Here is a 16,899-nt window from a genome sequence, read left to right as displayed (position 1 = left end):
TTCTCCGTTTCATTTGGCCTCTTTCGAGGCTTTCTGATTCTCGATTGTTTATATAAAAAATCGTGATACCGCCTCATGCCGAAACGGTATCACGATTTCAAGGCTTTACTTGCCTTCCTTGTGGTCAGTGCTCTCGAACAGGAATCCAGCGTACTGGAACTGTTCGGTCTGAGCCTTGGCCTGACGCAGGGTGTCGAGGCCGACGCCTGCGATGATCAGGATGGTGGTGCCGCCGAACGGCAACTTGGTGTTGAGGTCAAGCGCCATGATGAGCACGGTCGGAATAAGCGCCACGAATAGCAGGTACACGGCGCCGACGGTGTTGAGCCTGTTCATCACGTAGCTCAGATAACGGCTGGTGGCGCTGCCTGCGCGGATGCCCGGAATGAAGCCGCCATACTGCTTCATGTTGTCTGCGGTCTCGTCCGGGTTGAAGGTGATTTCCGTGTAGAAGAAGCAGAAGAACACGATCATCAGCGCGTATAGTGCGATGTACCACACGGAAGTGGTGTTGGCCAGGTTGGAGTTGATCCACTTGACCCAGGACTGGCTGGAATTGCCGAACTGTGCGATCAGGGTCGGAATGGCCAGAATGGAGGACGCGAAGATCGGCGGGATAACGCCGCTCATATTGATCTTCAGCGGCAGATAGGTGGAGGATCCGCCGTACATCTTGCGGCCAATCATACGACGGGTGTACTGCACCGGAATACGGCGCTGGGAAAGCTCGACATAGATGACGAGAATCATGATGACCAACAGCACGCCGACGACCGCGGCAAACTTCCCCCAATTGCCATCGGTGCCTTTGGTACCCCAACCGATCTCCCACAACTGCGGCAGGAAGCCGGAGCAGATGGACATGAAGATAAGGATGGACATACCCTGGCCAAGACCCTTATCGGTGATCAATTCGGCCATCCACATGATCAGGCCCGTACCACCGGTCATGATCAGCACCATGACCACGAGGTTCCAGACGGAACCGTCAGGCACGACCTGGGAGCACTGGTAGTTAAACAGGGCGCCGGAGCGGGCGGTCACCAGAATGGTGGTGGACTGCAGCACAGCGAGGCCAATGGTCAGGTAGCGAGTGTACTGGGTCAGCTTGGCTTCGCCAGACTGGCCTTCCTTATGCAGCGCCTCAAAGCGAGGAATGACCACGCGGAGCAGCTGGATGACGATGGATGCCGTGATGTACGGCATGACACCCAGTGCGAAGATCGACAGCTGCAGCATTGCGCCGCCGGAGAAGAGGTTCACCAGACTAATGAAGTTCTCGGAGGTGCTGTTCATCGAGCCGACGCACTCCTGGACCACCTTGTAGTCGACACCTGGGGTCGGAATGAACGAGCCAATACGATAAATGATGATGATGCCAAGAGTGAAGAGGATCTTGTTCCTCAACTCCTTGGTTTTCAAGGCCTGGATTAACGTCCTCACCTGGGATTCCTTCCATCGACGTGCGCGCCTGCGCACCCATGCAAAAAACAGACTCTACCGGTCGAGTCTAGCGTACGGCGTCTACCTACACGTGGAGTGTTCCATCCTTTGCTGGTTTTTTATTAGATTTCTGGGCATTGTTTTTCGTTCCCCGTACTGGATCGAAAAACGAAATGAGGCTTCCCCCGCCCCAGCGGGAGAAGCCTCACTCACGAGCTTAAGTCAGCTACATTCCGTGGAATCAGTCCTCGGAGATGGAGCCGCCGGCAGCCTCAATCTTGGACTTGGCGGAAGCGGAAGCCTTGACACCCTTAATGGTGTAGGCAGCCGAAACCTCGCCGTCGCCCAGGACCTTGACCGGGTAGCCGTCACGCACGGCACCCTTGGCAACCAGATCAGCAACGGTAATCTCGCCACCCTGCGGGAACAGTTCCGCAAGAGCTGCGACGTTGACGACCTGATACTCCTTCTTGAACGGGCTCTTGAAGCCACGCAGCTTCGGAAGGCGCATGTACAGCGGCAGCTGGCCACCTTCGAAGCCCGGGCGAACCTGGTAGCGCTTCTTGGTGCCCTTGTCGCCACGGCCCGAGGTCTTACCCTTGGAGCCTTCACCACGACCGACGCGAATGCGATCCTTCTTGGCGCCCGGAGCCGGCTTCAGGTCATGCATCTGCAGAATATCTGCCATAATCAGTCAGCCTCCTCAACGGTGACCAGGTGACGGAGAACCATCAGCTGGCCACGAAGGGCCGGGGTGTCCTCACGAGTCACGGTCTTGCCAATCTTGTTCAGGCCCAGAGTCTGAGCCGCAGCACGCTGCTTCGGAGTGGAGTTCACCAGACCGTGGTGCAGCTTGATGTTCAGGTTAGTCATCACTCACCGTCCTTCTGAGCGGCCTTGGCCTGTGCTTCTTCACGGGCCTTGCGAGCCTCGGCGATGCCTTCGGCGCGAGCACGCAGCAGGGAGTCAGGAGCCACCTCTTCGAGGGACATGCCACGACGAGCTGCGATCTCTTCCGGCTCTTCGAGCTTCTTGAGAGCGTCGACAGTTGCGCGCACCACGTTGACGGCGGTGGCGGAGCCCATCGACTTGGTCAGGACGTCGGTGATGCCAGCGCATTCCATGACGGCGCGGACTGCACCGCCGGCGATAACGCCGGTACCCGGAGCAGCCGGGCGCAGGAGCACGGTACCTGCTGCATCATGACCGATCACCGGGTGGGTGACGGTGCCCTTGATGCGCGGAACGGTGAACATGTGCTTCTTGGCATCCAGCTGGCCCTTGGCGATTGCAGCCGGGACCTCACGGGACTTGCCGTAGCCGACACCCACGGTGCCGTTGCCGTCGCCAACCACCACGAGGGCGGCGAAGCTGAACGTACGACCACCCTTGTGGGTCTTGGACACACGGTTGATGGTCACCACGCGATCGAGCAACTCGTTCTCGTGAGATTCCTCACGACGATTGCGACGCTCGCCACGACGACCCTCGCCACGCTGGCCACGACGGGACTTGCGATCCTCGTTGGTAGCCTCAGCAGCAGCCTGAGTGTTCTGAGTTTCTTCAGCCACTTGGGTTTCCTTTTCGTTGTCGCTCACAGTGCCAGACCTCCCTCGCGGGCGCCTTCAGCGACAGCTGCGACGCGGCCATGATACTTGTTGCCGCCACGATCGAACACAACCGCGGTGATGCCTGCGTCCTGAGCCTTCTTGGCAATCAGTTCGCCGACCTTCTTGGCGGCTTCGGTCTTGGTGCCCTCGAAACCAGCGAAATCGCTCATCAGAGTGGATTCGCTCACCAAGGTGATGCCCTTGGTGTCGTCAATGATCTGGGCAACCATGTGACGGTTGGAACGGGTAACCACCAGACGCGGGAGCTCCGGGGTACCGCTGATGCGCTTGCGCAGACGAGCGTGACGGCGCTGGAGCGCGACCTTCTTGCCCTTACCGAAAATCTGGACGCTCATTACTTACCAGCCTTTCCAGCCTTGCGCAGGATGCGTTCATCCGAGTACTTGATGCCCTTGCCCTTGTAGGGTTCCGGAGCGCGAAGCTTGCGGATGTTTGCGGCGCACTGGCCGACAGCCTGCTTGTCGATACCCTTGACGATCACCTGGTTCGGGTTCGGCAGTTCGAACTCGATGCCTTCCGGCGGCTCAACGGTGATGGTGTGGGAATAACCGAGGGAGAACTCGATACCCTTACCCTTCGCCTGAGCACGGTAACCGGTGCCGACGATATCCAAGGTCTTGGCATAGCCTTCGTGCACGCCCTTGACCATGCTCGCCACGATGGAACGAGCCAGGCCGTGCTTTGCACGGGTCGGACGCAGATCGTCAGCCGGGACGAGGATGATCTCGTTGCCTTCGACCTGAGCGGTGATGCCTTCCGGAATCTCGTAGGAGTCAGTGCCCTTAACGCCCTTGGCGGTGAAGGACTGACCGTCGATCTTAACTTCCACGCCAGCAGGAATGGTGACGGGGAGCTTACCAATATGCGATGCCATGTTTCAGCTCTCCTTTCTCACCAAACGAAAGCGACGATTTCGCCGCCGATGCCTCGGTCGAGGCATTCCTTCTGGGTCAGCAGTCCCGAGCTAGTCGAGATGATTGCGATGCCAAGACCACCGAGCGGCATCGGCAGAGCATCGGACTTTGCGTAACGACGCAGGCCCGGCTTGGAGATGCGCTTGATGCCCTGGATGGAACGCTCGCCGTTCGGACCATACTTGAGGGTGACCTCGAGAGTCTGGCCGACCTTGGCTTCCTTAGCGGTGAAGTCCTTGATGTAGCCTTCGCGCTTCAGAATCTCGGCGATGTTCGCCTTGAACTTGGAGTACGGCATATCCACGGTTTCGTGCTTTGCCGCGCTCGCATTACGCAGACGCGTAAGCATGTCTGCGATCGGATCTGTCATTGTCATTTGGGCTTATTGCCCTTTCTCGCCGTGGTTTCCGCCGCCCGCACGCTTTTCAGCGATTGGGCCGCGGACCTTCAGCGTCGTTATTTACCAACTGGACTTCGTAACGCCGGGCAGCTCGCCGCGGTGGGCCTTCTCACGAAGGCAGATGCGGCAAAGGCCGAACTTGCGGTAGACGGAGTGAGGACGACCGCAGACCTGGCAACGCGTATAAGCGCGCACCTTGAACTTCGGCTTAGCGGCCGCCTTGTTCTTAAGAGCGGTTTTTGCCATATCAGTTCTCCTTGAAGGGGAAGCCGAGGTGCTTCAGGAGCACGCGAGCTTCCTTGTCGTCCTTGGTGCTGGTCACCACGGTGATGTCCATACCGCGCTGGTGATCGATCGAATCCGGATCGATCTCGTGGAACATGGACTGCTCGGTGAGACCAAAGTTGTAGTTGCCTTGGCCGTCGAACTGGTCACCGTTGATGCCACGGAAATCGCGGATACGCGGCAGAGCCATGGTCAGAAGGCGATCCAGGAACTCCCACATACGCTCGCCACGCAGGGTGACGTAAGCGCCGATGGCCTGGCCTTCGCGCAGGTGGAACTGTGCGACGGACTTCTTAGCCTTGGTGATCTTCGGCTTCTGGCCGGTGATCAGGGTGAGGTCCTTGACGGCGCCTTCGATGAGCTTGGAGTCGCGAGCAGCGGCGCCAACGCCCATGGAGACGACGACCTTCTGAACGCGAGCGACCTGCATCGGGTTGGAGTAGTGGAATTCCTTCTCCAGCTCCGGCACAATCTGCTCGTTGTACTTCTGCTTCAAGCGCGGAGTTGCCGGCGCTTCGACAGTGGTATCGGTCATGCCAGCTCCTTTCCGGACTTCTTGGCAACACGCACACGCACGGTCTTCACCTTGCCGTCGCGAGCCTCTTCCTTTTCGACGATGCGCACGCGGGTCGGCTGCTTGGTCTCCGGATCGATGACCATCACGTTGGAGCGATGAATCGGAGCCTCGACAGCCACGATGCCGGCCTGCTGGCCCTGCTGCGTGGCGCGAACGTGCTTCTTGACGATCTGCACGCCTTCAACGATCAGACGATCGTCCTTGAGCACCTGCTTGACGGTGCCTTCCTTGCCGCGATCCTTGCCGCGGATGACCTTGACCAGGTCGCCGCTCTTAATCTTGGCTGCCATGTCAGATCACCTCCGGGGCGAGGGACACGATCTTCATGAAGCGCTTGTCGCGCAGTTCACGACCGACCGGTCCGAAGATACGAGTGCCCTTCGGTTCACGGCCAGAGCCGAGAATGACGGCGGCGTTCTCGTCGAACTTAATGTAGGAGCCGTCCACACGACGGTGCTCCTTGACGGTGCGGACGACGACAGCCTTGACGACGTCGCCCTTCTTGACCGACCCGCCAGGGATGGCGTCCTTGACGGAGGCGACGATCACGTCGCCGATGCCGGCATAGCGTCGCTTCGATCCGCCGAGCACTCGGATGGCGAGGAGTTCCTTCGCACCCGTGTTGTCGGCGACATGAAGCCGCGTTTCCTGCTGAATCATTGATTCTCCTTAGCCGAGCTGGTTCTCCCCAAGCACCCCGCCTGCCTGCTTGAAGCAGGCGGGGTGACTCACGGAGCCTTGCCGAACTTATTTACTTAGCGCGCTCGATGATGCTATCGAGACGCCAACGCTTGGTCTTGCTCAGGGGCCGAGTCTCCATAATACTCACGAGGTCGCCAATGTGAGCCTCGTTGTGTTCATCATGGACCTTGACCGTACGAGTGGAACGCACGACCTTGCCGTACAGCGGGTGGGTCGAACGCTGCTCGAGCTCGACGGAAATCGTCTTGTCCATCTTATCGGACACGACGTAACCGCGACGAACCTTGCGGAAGTTACGCTCTTCAGCCATTACTTCTCCTCAGCTTTCGTTTCGGTCGCCTCGGGGGCCTGGCTGATGCCGAGCTCACGCTCGCGCAGGACGGTGTACATCCTGGCGATGTCGTGCTTGACCGCCTTGAGGCGGGCGGTGTTTTCGAGCTGACCGGTCGCGGACTGGAAGCGCAGGTTGAACAGCTCTTCCTTGGACTTCTTGAGGAAGCCCTCGATCTCCTCGTTGGTCTTCTCGTTCAGATTCTTCATGGTGTAGTCTGCAGTTCCGACTGCCATCAGATGTCACCGCCTTCACGAGCAATAACACGGCACTTCATAGGGAGCTTGTCGATTGCGCGGCGCAGAGCCTCGCGAGCGACATCCTCGGACACGCCACCGATCTCGAACATGACGCGACCCGGGTGGACGTTAGCGATCCAGAATTCCGGAGTACCCTTACCGGAACCCATTCGGGTGCCGAGCGGCTTCTTGGTCAGCGGACGATCCGGGAAGATCGTGATCCACACGCGGCCACCACGCTTGATGTAGCGGGTCATGGCGATACGAGCGGCCTCGATCTGGCGGTTGGTCACATAAGCTGGAGCCAGAGCCTGGATACCGAAATCGCCGAATGCGATCTCGTTTCCGCCCTTGGACATGCCACGGCGGACCGGACGGTGCTGCTTACGATACTTGGTTCTCTTTGGGATAAGCATTTCTCAGCTCACTCCTTCGTTTCCGTTGCGGCAGGTGCCTCAGCTGCGGCCGGAGCCTCTGCTGCTGCGTTCTGCTGCGGGGCAGCGTTGCGCTGGCCACGACGCGGACGGCGATCGCCGCGACGGCCCTGACGGTTGTTGCCCTGCTGTGCCTGCTGCTCTTCGAACTCACGCTCGGTCATATCGCCCTTGTAGATCCAGACCTTCACGCCGATGCGGCCGTAAGTGGTCTTGGCCTCGAAGAAGCCGTAATCAATGAGGGCGCGCAGGGTCTGCAGCGGAACGCGACCCTCGCGATAGAACTCGGAACGGCTCATTTCGGCACCGCCAAGGCGACCGGAGAGCTTGATACGAATACCCTTAGCGCCTGCACGCATGGCATCCTGCTGGGCCTTACGCATCGCGCGACGGAAGGTCACACGGTTGGTGAGCTGCTCAGCGATGCCCTGTGCGACGAGCTGGGCGTCCAGTGCTGCGTTCTTCACTTCGAAGATGTTGAGCTGGACCTGCTTGCCAGTGAGCTTCTCAAGCTTGGCGCGAACGCGCTCAGCTTCAGCACCACGGCGGCCGATGACGATGCCCGGGCGAGCAGTGTGGATGTCCACACGCACGCGGTCGCGGGTACGCTCGATGACGATACGGGACACGCCCGCGCGCTCGAGATCCTTGCTCATGGCCTTGCGGATGACGTCATCTTCGAGAACGAAGTCGCGGTAGCGTTCGCCGACCTTGTTGGAATCGGAGAACCACTTGGAACGATGGTTCTCAGTGATTCCCAGGCGGTAGCCAAACGGATTGATCTTCTGACCCATCTTTAGCGGTTTCCTTCCTTGTTAGCGACGACGACCGTGATATGGCTGGTGCGCTTGTTGATACGAGCGGCACGGCCCTGTGCACGAGCGCGGAAACGCTTGAGCGTCACGCCTTCGTCCACATAGGTCTCCTTCACGACCAGGTCGTTCTCGCGGAACGGCTCACCGGCCTTGTCGGCCTTCACGCGAGCGTTCGCGATGGCGCTCTCCAGGACCTTACGCACCGGAAGGGATGCGTCCTGCGGAGCGAACTTCAGAATGGTGATGGCTTCGGTCGCCTTCTTGCCTCGGATGAGGTCGACCATACGGCGAGCCTTGCGCGGCGTCACGCGGACGTGACGAGCGATTGCTTTAGCTTCCATGTGTCCTTACTCTCCTTTAGCGGCGTGCCTTCTTGTCGTCCTTCACATGACCCTTGAAGGTCTTGGTCGGGGCGAACTCACCGAGCTTGTGGCCAACCATGGATTCGGTGACGAACACCGGAACATGCTTGCGGCCATCGTGAACGGCGAAGGTGTGTCCGATGAAATCAGGGGTGATCATCGAACGACGGGACCACGTCTTGATGACGTTGTGCGTACCCTTCTCGTTCTGCTCGTCGACTTTCTTCTGCAGGTGGGCGTCGACGAAGGGGCCCTTCTTGATGCTACGAGTCATCTACTCGACACTCCCTTACTTACGGTTCTTACCATTCGGGCGACGACGAACAATCATCTTGTTCGAAGCCTTCTTCGGACGGCGGGTACGAACCTCGCCCTTGCCCCACGGAGAAACCGGCGGCTTGCCACCGCGGGTACGACCGCCGTGCGGGTGATCGACAGGGTTCATGGATTCACCACGGGTGATCGGGCGCTTGCCCATCCAACGTGCACGACCTGCCTTACCGAGCTGGATGTTGGCGTGATCGGAATTGCCGACCTCACCGATGGTTGCGCGGCAGCGAGCGTCCACGTTGCGGATTTCGCCGGACGGCATACGCAGCTGGGCGTAAGCGCCATCCTTGGCAACGAGCTGCACGGAAGCACCTGCGGAACGGGCGATCTTGGCGCCGCCCAGCGGGCGAAGCTCAATCGCGTGCACAACGGTACCAGTCGGGATGTTGCGCAGCGGCAGGTTGTTTCCCGGCTTGATATCAGCCTTGGCGCCGGTCTCGATGACGTCACCCTGCTTGATGCCTTCCGGAGCGATGATGTAGCGCTTCTCACCATCTGCGTAGTGCAGCAGTGCGATGCGAGCGGAACGGTTCGGGTCGTACTCGATGTGAGCGACCGTTGCCGGCACGCCGTCCTTGTCCCAACGCTTGAAGTCGATGAGACGGTACTGGCGCTTGTGACCGCCGCCACGATGGCGGGAGGTCATACGGCCGTAAGAGTTACGACCGCCAGTCTTGCTGAGTTTGCGAACCAGCGACTTCTCAGGCGTGGAACGCGTGAGCTCGGAGAAGTCCGAGACGGACGCGTTACGGCGGCCTGCAGTCGTCGGCTTATAAACGCGGATAGCCATAATCTAGTTCTTCCTTTAACTTTTCTCGGCTAGCCTTCAGTTACCGAAGATGTCGATCGTCTGGCCCTCGGCGACGGTCACGATGGCGCGCTTCTGATTGACACGCTGGCCGAAACCGTTGCGGGTGCGCTGACGCTTGCCAGCGCGGTTGAGGGTGTTGACGTTCGTCACCTTGACATTGAAGATCTCTTCGATTGCCTGCTTGATCTGAACCTTGTTCGCGTTCGGAGCCACCACGAAGGTGTACTGACCGCGATCAGACAGAGCGTAGCTCTTCTCAGAAACGACAGGCTTGAGGATGATGTCGTGTGCGGGCTTGTGAATAGCGACCATGAAAATCAGGCCTCCTTTGCAGCCGGCTCAGCCTTCGCAGCGAGGAAAGCATCGAAGCCTTCCTTGGAGAAGACCACGTACTGAGCGGTGACCACGTCGTACGTGTTGAGCTGATCGGCGAAGATCGGGTGAACGGTCGGGATGTTACGAACGGAAAGCCATTCGTTCACATTCTCGCGAGAGAGCACCACGGTGGTGAACTTGTTCTCGGTCACCGGGGTAAGAGCGGCAACAGCGGCCTTGGTGGACGGGGCTTCGGAAACACCGAAGTCCACGACTGCCAAGCGACCTGCGTTGGCGCGATCGGAAAGCACGTACTTGAGAGCAGCGGCCTTCATCTTCTTCGGGGTGCGCTGGGAGTAGTCGCGCGGCTGCGGACCGAACACGGTGCCGCCGTGGTACCACTGCGGTGCACGGATGGAGCCCTGACGAGCACGACCGGTGCCCTTCTGCTTCCACGGCTTACGGCCACCGCCGGAAACCATGCCACGGGTCTTGGTGGCGTGGGTGCCCTGACGAGCAGCGGCGCGCTGGGCCACCACAACCTGGTGGATCAGCGGGATACGGGACTGGACTTCTTCGGCGGAGAAGCCGAAGATCTCAGCCGGAGCCTCGACGGTTCCGGTTGCATTGCCCTGGTTATCGGTAACGTTCAGAGTAACGTTTGCCATGATTTATCAGGCTCCCTTCACTGCCGAACGGACGAGAACGATGCTGCCCTTCGGGCCCGGGATGGCGCCCTTGATGGCGAGCACGCCGTTCTCAACATCCGACGAAACGATGGTGAGGTTCAGCGTGGTGTTGGTTACATGACCCATGCGGCCAGCCATACGCTTGCCCTTGAGGATACGGCTCGGGGTGGCGCATGCGCCAACAGAGCCAGGACGGCGCTCGTTCTTGTGAGAACCGTGGGTACGACGATAGGACTTGAAGCCCCAGCGCTTGATGGTGCCTGCGAAGCCCTTGCCCTTGGTGGTACCGGTCACGTCGACCAGGGTGCCCTCCGGGAACAGCTCAGCGGTCAGCTCCTGACCCGGCTCGAACTCTTCGGCGTTATCGGTGCGGACCTCAGCGAGGTGACGACGCGGGGTGACGCCAGCCTTGGCGAAGTGGCCGGCGAGCGGCTTAGTCACCTTGGTCGGGTCAACCTGGCCGTAGCCAAGCTGAACAGCCTTGTAGCCGTCGGACTCTTCGGACTTGACAGCGGTCACCACGTTAGTGGAGACGTCAACGAGGGTCACAGGAACGAAGAAACCGTTCTCGTCCCAGACCTGAGACATGCCGAGCTTCTTGCCCAGCAGTGCAGTGCGATTAGACATAATGGTTCCCTCCTCCCTTACAGCTTGATCTCGATGTTCACATCTGCGGGCAGATCAATGTGCATAAGGGAATCCACGGCCTTCGGGGTCGGGTCCACAATGTCGATGAGACGCTTATGAGTGCGCATCTCGAAATGCTCGCGAGAATCCTTGTACTTGTGAGGAGAACGGATAACGACAAACACGTTCTTCTCGGTCGGGAGCGGAACCGGGCCAACCACAGTTGCGCCCGCGTTCGTCACCGTTTCGACGATCTTCTTCGCCGATTGGTCGATGACCTCATGGTCATAGGACTTAAGCCTGATGCGGATTTTCTGTCCCGCCATTGCCTTCCGCCCTTTCTAGCGATTCGTTAGTTACTGTTTACCAGCCTGCTTCTCAAAGGGCACCGGCGCAGAAGACCTCCCGGAACCGTGGAAGTTCCGTGGCCATACCACATCAGTGCGCAGCCATGCAGTTTTCACTCTCGTGATCACTGTGCCACGCTCGCTTTTTTAATTCCAATTTGCGAGCCCTAAAATCAGGCAACTTCTTTATTTAAGCATCAGGGGTAGTCTTAAGAAATCCTCGCGTGTCGCGGTCAGAAGTCCTGTTGCAGACCCCGAATCGAAGTGCCGAACGTAACTGATCGTCATTCCGGTATCATTCGAAAATGCTTTTCCATATACATAGAGAAACGAGGAACCCGGTTGAACGAATCCAACCAAATTCCTCGTTATCAATGGTGTCTATCGATGTAGCGCAAGCACCTTATGTATAGGTCAATATTGGTGACCTATACATGAAACGACTCACGCGCGCTCGGAAGCTTCTTCCGTGGCAGCCTCGCCCTGGCGCTGGACGCGCAGCTTGTGTCCTTCGGCCTGGCTGACGCCGTAGTATGCGGCGATGGCGATATCCTTCATATCCTCGATCTGCGGGATACGCGGATTTGCCGGAGCGCACTGATCCTCGTAAGCACGCATGCCAATCTGGTCAAGGATGGACCAGAAGTAGTCCTCGTCCACACCGCACTCCTGGAAGCTCTTGTTCATGCCGAGCTTGTTGTCGCGGTAGTCCTCGACGGCCTTGGCCAGGTTCTCAACGCCCTCTTCCGGAGTCTTGCCCGGGTTCACACCAAGGTTCTTGGCGATCTCCTGATAGCGTTCCGGAGCGATGTACTTATTGTACTTCGGCCAACTGGTCGGTTCCTCCGGGATGGAGCCGTTGTAGCGGATGACGTACGGCAGCAGGATGGAGTTGGTACGACCGTGGGCGACGTGGCACAGAGCACCGATGGTGTGGGCCATGCCGTGGCACATGCCGAGGAACGCGGAGCCGAATGCCATGCCGGCCATAGTGGCGGCGTTGTGCATCTTCTCCTGGGCCTTGATCTTGTCTTCACCCGGCTCGCCGTTGACGGACTCGGCGAGGTTGTCCCAGATCAGCTTGGCTGCGTGCAGCGCCATGCCATCGGTGAAATCGTTGGCATAGACGGAGACGTAAGCTTCGAAGGAGTGGGTCAGGGCGTCGAAGCCGGCATCGGATGCGAGCTTGCGCGGCTGGGTGCGTGCCAGCACCGGATCGACGATGGCGACGGACGGAGTCAGCGCGTAATCGGTGATCGGGTACTTGTAGCCGGTCTTGTGATCGGTGATCACAGCAAACGGCGTGACTTCGGAACCGGTGCCGGAGGAAGTCGGGATGCACACGAGCTTGGCCTTCTTGCCCAGCGGCGGGATCTTGAAGGCGCGCTTGCGGATGTCGAAGAACTTCTCACGCACATCGGAGAAGGAGATTTCCGGGTGCTCATACAGCAGCCACATGATCTTGGAGGCGTCCATCGGGGAACCACCGCCGACGGCGATGATGGTGTCCGGTTCGAACTCCTCACGCATCATGGTGGCGCCGCGCTCGACGGTTTCGACGCTCGGCTCCGGCTCGACGTAGTCGATGATGCGGAAGGTCACGCGGTTGGAACGTGCACGCAGCTGGTCGATGATCTTGTCGACCACGCCAAGCTGCTCCATGACCTTATCGCACACGATGACGGCCTTTTCGATGCCGTACATGTCGCGCAGGTACTTGATGGCGTTCGGCTCGAAGTAGGTCTTGGCCGGAATCTTGAACCACTGCATGTTGTTGTTCCTCCGAGCGATGCGCTTGATGTTGAGAAGGTTGACTGCCTGGACGTTGCCGGACACGGAGTTGCCGCCGTAGGAGCCGCAACCGAGGGTCAGCGACGGTGCGATGGCGTTGTAGATATCACCCACGCCGCCGAGGGAGCTCGGAGAGTTCCAGATGATGCGGCATGCGTGCATGCGCTGGCCGTATTCGCGGACCAGAGCCTGATCGTTGGTGTGGATGGCTGCGGTGTGGCCTGCGCCATGCTTGAGCATAGCCTCGCACATTTCGAAGGCCTGTTCCTTGTTGTCGGACTTCAGCACGGCCTGGACCGGAGCGAGCTTCTCCATGGTCAGCGGCTCGTTCTCGCCGACTTCCTTGCACTCGGCGGCAAGAATGGTGGCGTCTTCCGGAATCTCAAAGCCTGCGGCCTTGGCGATGTACTGCGGGGACTTGCCCGGCACCACGGAGTTGAGCTTCGGGGTCTGACCGGAGTATGCGGTGCAGCCGAACATGTACTGCTCGAGCTTGGCCTTCTCTTCGTCGTTCACGAAGTAGGCCTTGCGGCGCTTAAGTTCCTTGATCAGCGGGGCGTAGACTTCCTTGTCGGCGATGATGGCCTGCTCGGTGGCGCAGATCATGCCGTAATCGAAGTGCTTGGAGAGCACCAGATCATTGGCGGCGCGCACGATGTCGACGTTCTTGTCGACATATGCCGGAGCGTTGCCAGCGCCGACGCCGAGGGCTGGCTTGCCGGAGGAGTATGCGGCCTTGACCATGCCCGGGCCACCGGTGGCGAGGATGGTGGCGATACCGTCATGCTTCATCAGGGCGCCGGTGGCTTCGATGGACGGGTGCTCGATCCACTGGATACAGTTCTCAGGAGCGCCTGCCTCGATGGCTGCGTCGCGCACGATCTTGGCGGCTTCGACGGAGCACTTCTGTGCGCCCGGGTGGAAGCCGAAGATGATCGGGCAGCGGGTCTTCAGTGCGATCAGCGACTTGAAGATGGCGGTGGAGGTTGGGTTGGTGACCGGGGTCACGCCGGCGACGACGCCGACCGGTTCGGCGATCTCGTCGATGCCCATGACGTCGTCTTCACGAATGATGCCGACGGTCTTCTGGCCGGCCAAATAATTGGTGACGTGCTCGCAGGCGAAGATGTTCTTGGTGGCCTTGTCTTCCACCAGACCACGGCCGGTTTCCTCAACGGCCATCTTGGCGAGCACCAGATGCTTGTTCAGTGCTGCGACGGAAGCCTTGGCGACGATACGGTCAACCTGCTTCTGATCGAGCTTTTCGAAATCGTCAAGAGCCTTCAGGCCCTTCTTGACCAGAGCGTCGACCTCAGCCTCGGCTGCGGCGAGCTTCTCTTCCGGAGTCGGCTTGGTCGGCTCTTCCTTCTTTGCGTCTGCCACTTGAAGTCCTCCTCGATTCTTTGGGGGTTGCAAAGTAGTTTCCCGTTATTCCATCCACCTCGAAGCGAATGGACGCATTGCTGGTCTTTTGTGACCCAGGACACACTTTAGTGAGTATGCAATATGATGTTCCACTGTGTCGTGTCGCAAAAGAAATGTTATCTTCTGTTCTTTTAATGTTTAGATCGCGTTCTTTTATGAAATCAAAAAGCCTTAAAAACATCATTTTGAGCGTTTTTGTTGCTTTTTATCATGAATCACACACACTTTCTCAAGTCTCACCTCCATATCTTTTATAAAAGTATTTTCTATATGATATCAATCATATCAAACTTTTACAAAGTCGGTTTATTTATCTTGTTCGTCCAATGTATTTTTTCCGCCAGCCAGTAGGAGTTTCGCCTGTTTCTTCAAAGAAGCGACGATTGAAATTCGAAGCGTTACCATATCCGCAAGCGCGACGAATCGAAGCGACGCTTTGATTCGTGGTCGTCAGCAATCTGCATGCATGCCCAATACGCAATCGTCGAACAAAATCCGAAAACCCTATTCCTGCAGCCCTTTTGAACAGACGAGAGAAAGCCGAAACGCTCATTCCGGCCTGGCGGGCGGCCAAATCCATGCTAATTTCACCGCTCAGATGCGATGAAATGTACTCAATGGCATCATTGACCACACTTTCCGCACCACTACATACAGCCGGATCGTATCCGGACGCAACCACCGTATAGGATTCATCTGCGGGGGCATGCGCGAACACATCCAACACACGAATCAGATCACTAACACGGCAAGCAAGACTATGTTCCTCCATGCTTTCCAGAATCGAACCGGCCTGACGAGCGGATTCACCACTCAGCACCAACGCCTGCCCCGCACGTTTCAACACCATTGCAAAACCAGACGTTTCCGGAAATCCAGACATCAGCAGACGCATGGTTTCCGGACGCACATGGCACACCACATCACGCTGACGAAGCCGCTCCCCCGGAACGATGTCGGACACCCAATTATGCGGAAGGTTCGAACCTATCAGCGCAACCTGCCCGGCCTCATACGGAACAACGGCATTGCCCGCCATCATCAATCCGGTACCTTCCCGAATCAGATGAATTTCAATATGAGGATGATAATGCCATTTCGCCAGCGAGCTTGGGTAGCCATGCTTCGTCCAACGCACCGAAGCCTGCGCGTCCGGCACAATGATCTCCAATACGCCGGAATCGTTCGAACTTCCACCTTTCGACACGAATCCACCAAAAGAGGCCTGAGCCAAAGCCGCCTTCCCATGCCGATTATCATTGGCTTGGACAACAACACCCATGACACAGACCCCTTTCGTCGTTCCGTAACGTGCGTAACGTCAGTCGTTATTCACGGTAATCTGCAGCTTGATGTCTCCAGGACGCCCCTCAGCCATGCGATCGAACGCCGCCTTGGCATCCTCCATCGCATAGGTGTCGGTGATGAATGGCTTCAGATTCAGTTTACCGTTAGCCACGAGGTCAATGGCCTTCTGATACACATTGGCATAACGGAAGATATTTTCAATGCGCACCTCGGTAGCCTGCAGTTCCGTAATGTCGATAGCCACCGGATTGACCGGAATGCCAACGATAACGGCAGCGCCACCGGGAGCAATCAGCTTCCAGAATGTCTCGTATGACTTCGGCGAGCCCGAGCATTCGAAAGCCACATCAGCGCCCCAACCGCCCGTTTCCTCTCGGACGCGCTCCACCAGATCCTCCTTGGTGAGATCCACCGGAATAATACCTGGAATCTGGGCCGCAATCGCCAGTTTGATTGCCGACACATCGGAAATCAGCACCTTAGAAGCGCCACCCGCCAACGCACACGACGCAGTCAGCATGCCAACCGTGCCCGATCCAGTGACCACGCAGACATCGCCCGGCTTGATACGAGCCTTGGTGGCGGACCACATGCCCACAGCCAACGGTTCAAGCAGCGCACCCTCACCGAAGCTCACATTGTCGGGCAGCTTGTAGGTGAACGCCGCAGGATGGTTCACCGTTTCACACAGGCAGCCATCAATCGGCGGAGTGGCAAAGAAACGCACCGCAGGATCGACGTTATACATGCCCAGTTTGCTGGCACGCGAACTCATATCCGGAATACCGGGCTCCATGGCCACACGATCGCCCACCTTGAAGCCTTCGACGCCAGAACCGACCTCAACCACCGTGCCGGAAGCCTCATGACCGAGAATCATCGGCTGCTTCACCACATATTTACCCACGCGACCATGCGTGTAATAGTGCAGATCGGAACCGCACACACCAACAGTATGCGGCGCGATCTTCAGCTCGCCCAGACCAAGTGCGGGGGCGTCAGGTACCTCACGCACATTGATGACGCCCTGCTCTTCGAGAACGACTGCCTTCATGATTATTCTCCTTTGTGGATAATGGTTTTTTTGAGAAAAATGATGATGCTTGAGCAATTGATATTCAAT

General features: G+C 58.3%; 25 protein-coding genes. All 25 read right to left on the bottom strand.

The window, feature by feature from the left end; genetic code table 11:
- Window positions 1-105: 105 nt before the first annotated feature.
- The gene (gene secY, locus WMO36_RS00840) at window positions 106-1,443 is read right to left on the bottom strand and encodes a preprotein translocase subunit SecY (protein ID WP_099570957.1); all 1,338 of its coding nucleotides are present in this window, start codon (window positions 1,441-1,443) and stop codon (window positions 106-108) included.
- A 241-nt stretch (window positions 1,444-1,684) separates the two neighbouring features.
- Window positions 1,685-2,131, bottom strand: coding sequence for a 50S ribosomal protein L15 (gene rplO / locus WMO36_RS00835; protein ID WP_003835984.1), 447 nt, complete (start codon window positions 2,129-2,131; stop codon window positions 1,685-1,687).
- 2 nt (window positions 2,132-2,133) lie between these two features.
- Window positions 2,134-2,319: a 50S ribosomal protein L30 gene (rpmD, locus tag WMO36_RS00830; protein ID WP_180753352.1), complete on the bottom strand. Its 186-nt coding sequence runs from the start codon at window positions 2,317-2,319 to the stop codon at window positions 2,134-2,136.
- Complete coding sequence (gene rpsE, locus WMO36_RS00825; protein ID WP_099570959.1) at window positions 2,316-3,041, bottom strand: 30S ribosomal protein S5; 726 nt, start codon at window positions 3,039-3,041, stop codon at window positions 2,316-2,318. Before rpsE ends, rpmD begins: the two co-directional genes overlap by 4 nt.
- Window positions 3,038-3,409 (bottom strand): 50S ribosomal protein L18, encoded by a 372-nt coding sequence (rplR, locus tag WMO36_RS00820; protein WP_003835989.1) that lies wholly within the window; start codon window positions 3,407-3,409, stop codon window positions 3,038-3,040. The genes rpsE and rplR overlap by 4 nt, the downstream gene beginning before the upstream one ends.
- Window positions 3,409-3,948 (bottom strand): 50S ribosomal protein L6, encoded by a 540-nt coding sequence (gene rplF, locus WMO36_RS00815; protein ID WP_099570960.1) that lies wholly within the window; start codon window positions 3,946-3,948, stop codon window positions 3,409-3,411. The genes rplR and rplF overlap by 1 nt, the downstream gene beginning before the upstream one ends.
- Window positions 3,949-3,965: 17 nt before the next feature.
- Complete coding sequence (rpsH, locus tag WMO36_RS00810; RefSeq protein ID WP_003808048.1) at window positions 3,966-4,364, bottom strand: 30S ribosomal protein S8; 399 nt, start codon at window positions 4,362-4,364, stop codon at window positions 3,966-3,968.
- A gap of 84 nt (window positions 4,365-4,448) precedes the next feature.
- Entirely contained in the window at window positions 4,449-4,634 is a 186-nt protein-coding gene (locus tag WMO36_RS00805) for a type Z 30S ribosomal protein S14 (protein ID WP_003808046.1), read from the bottom strand.
- Between the two features lies 1 nt (window position 4,635).
- A complete protein-coding gene (gene rplE, locus WMO36_RS00800; protein ID WP_003808042.1) occupies window positions 4,636-5,208 on the bottom strand; it encodes a 50S ribosomal protein L5 in 573 nt (190 codons plus the stop codon).
- Window positions 5,205-5,540 carry a 50S ribosomal protein L24 gene (gene rplX / locus WMO36_RS00795; protein WP_003808040.1) on the bottom strand — a complete coding sequence of 112 codons (336 nt, stop codon included), beginning with the start codon at window positions 5,538-5,540 and terminating at the stop codon, window positions 5,205-5,207. The genes rplE and rplX overlap by 4 nt, the downstream gene beginning before the upstream one ends.
- Window position 5,541: 1 nt before the next feature.
- Window positions 5,542-5,910: a 50S ribosomal protein L14 gene (gene rplN, locus WMO36_RS00790; protein WP_003808038.1), complete on the bottom strand. Its 369-nt coding sequence runs from the start codon at window positions 5,908-5,910 to the stop codon at window positions 5,542-5,544.
- A gap of 91 nt (window positions 5,911-6,001) precedes the next feature.
- Complete coding sequence (rpsQ, locus tag WMO36_RS00785) at window positions 6,002-6,262, bottom strand: 30S ribosomal protein S17 (protein ID WP_003808036.1); 261 nt, start codon at window positions 6,260-6,262, stop codon at window positions 6,002-6,004.
- The gene (gene rpmC, locus WMO36_RS00780; protein ID WP_003835994.1) at window positions 6,262-6,519 is read right to left on the bottom strand and encodes a 50S ribosomal protein L29; all 258 of its coding nucleotides are present in this window, start codon (window positions 6,517-6,519) and stop codon (window positions 6,262-6,264) included. Before rpmC ends, rpsQ begins: the two co-directional genes overlap by 1 nt.
- Window positions 6,519-6,938, bottom strand: coding sequence for a 50S ribosomal protein L16 (rplP, locus tag WMO36_RS00775; protein ID WP_003835996.1), 420 nt, complete (start codon window positions 6,936-6,938; stop codon window positions 6,519-6,521). The genes rpmC and rplP overlap by 1 nt, the downstream gene beginning before the upstream one ends.
- A gap of 8 nt (window positions 6,939-6,946) precedes the next feature.
- The gene (gene rpsC / locus WMO36_RS00770) at window positions 6,947-7,750 is read right to left on the bottom strand and encodes a 30S ribosomal protein S3 (protein ID WP_099570961.1); all 804 of its coding nucleotides are present in this window, start codon (window positions 7,748-7,750) and stop codon (window positions 6,947-6,949) included.
- Between the two features lie 2 nt (window positions 7,751-7,752).
- Window positions 7,753-8,112, bottom strand: a complete 360-nt coding sequence (rplV, locus tag WMO36_RS00765) for a 50S ribosomal protein L22 (protein WP_003808026.1) — start codon at window positions 8,110-8,112, stop codon at window positions 7,753-7,755.
- Between the two features lie 16 nt (window positions 8,113-8,128).
- Complete coding sequence (gene rpsS / locus WMO36_RS00760; RefSeq protein WP_003808025.1) at window positions 8,129-8,407, bottom strand: 30S ribosomal protein S19; 279 nt, start codon at window positions 8,405-8,407, stop codon at window positions 8,129-8,131.
- Window positions 8,408-8,422: 15 nt separating this feature from the next.
- Complete coding sequence (gene rplB, locus WMO36_RS00755) at window positions 8,423-9,253, bottom strand: 50S ribosomal protein L2 (RefSeq protein ID WP_099570962.1); 831 nt, start codon at window positions 9,251-9,253, stop codon at window positions 8,423-8,425.
- Between the two features lie 36 nt (window positions 9,254-9,289).
- Entirely contained in the window at window positions 9,290-9,586 is a 297-nt protein-coding gene (gene rplW / locus WMO36_RS00750; RefSeq protein ID WP_003808021.1) for a 50S ribosomal protein L23, read from the bottom strand.
- A gap of 5 nt (window positions 9,587-9,591) precedes the next feature.
- Window positions 9,592-10,257, bottom strand: a complete 666-nt coding sequence (rplD, locus tag WMO36_RS00745; protein ID WP_099594829.1) for a 50S ribosomal protein L4 — start codon at window positions 10,255-10,257, stop codon at window positions 9,592-9,594.
- Window positions 10,258-10,263: 6 nt separating this feature from the next.
- The gene (gene rplC / locus WMO36_RS00740; protein ID WP_003836003.1) at window positions 10,264-10,905 is read right to left on the bottom strand and encodes a 50S ribosomal protein L3; all 642 of its coding nucleotides are present in this window, start codon (window positions 10,903-10,905) and stop codon (window positions 10,264-10,266) included.
- A gap of 17 nt (window positions 10,906-10,922) precedes the next feature.
- A complete protein-coding gene (gene rpsJ / locus WMO36_RS00735; RefSeq protein WP_003808013.1) occupies window positions 10,923-11,231 on the bottom strand; it encodes a 30S ribosomal protein S10 in 309 nt (102 codons plus the stop codon).
- Window positions 11,232-11,696: 465 nt separating this feature from the next.
- Entirely contained in the window at window positions 11,697-14,426 is a 2,730-nt protein-coding gene (adhE, locus tag WMO36_RS00730; RefSeq protein WP_099570964.1) for a bifunctional acetaldehyde-CoA/alcohol dehydrogenase, read from the bottom strand.
- 352 nt (window positions 14,427-14,778) lie between these two features.
- Window positions 14,779-15,750, bottom strand: coding sequence for an AraC family transcriptional regulator (locus WMO36_RS00725; RefSeq protein ID WP_271724520.1), 972 nt, complete (start codon window positions 15,748-15,750; stop codon window positions 14,779-14,781).
- A gap of 39 nt (window positions 15,751-15,789) precedes the next feature.
- The gene (locus tag WMO36_RS00720) at window positions 15,790-16,830 is read right to left on the bottom strand and encodes an NAD(P)-dependent alcohol dehydrogenase (protein ID WP_302694795.1); all 1,041 of its coding nucleotides are present in this window, start codon (window positions 16,828-16,830) and stop codon (window positions 15,790-15,792) included.
- Between the last annotated feature and the right edge of the window lie 69 nt (window positions 16,831-16,899).

Source organism: Bifidobacterium hominis (assembly GCF_040095915.1).
Taxonomy (GTDB): domain Bacteria; phylum Actinomycetota; class Actinomycetes; order Actinomycetales; family Bifidobacteriaceae; genus Bifidobacterium; species Bifidobacterium hominis.
The sequence above is the reverse complement of the archived record's forward strand: the minus strand, read 5'-3'. Positions and strand labels throughout refer to the sequence as shown.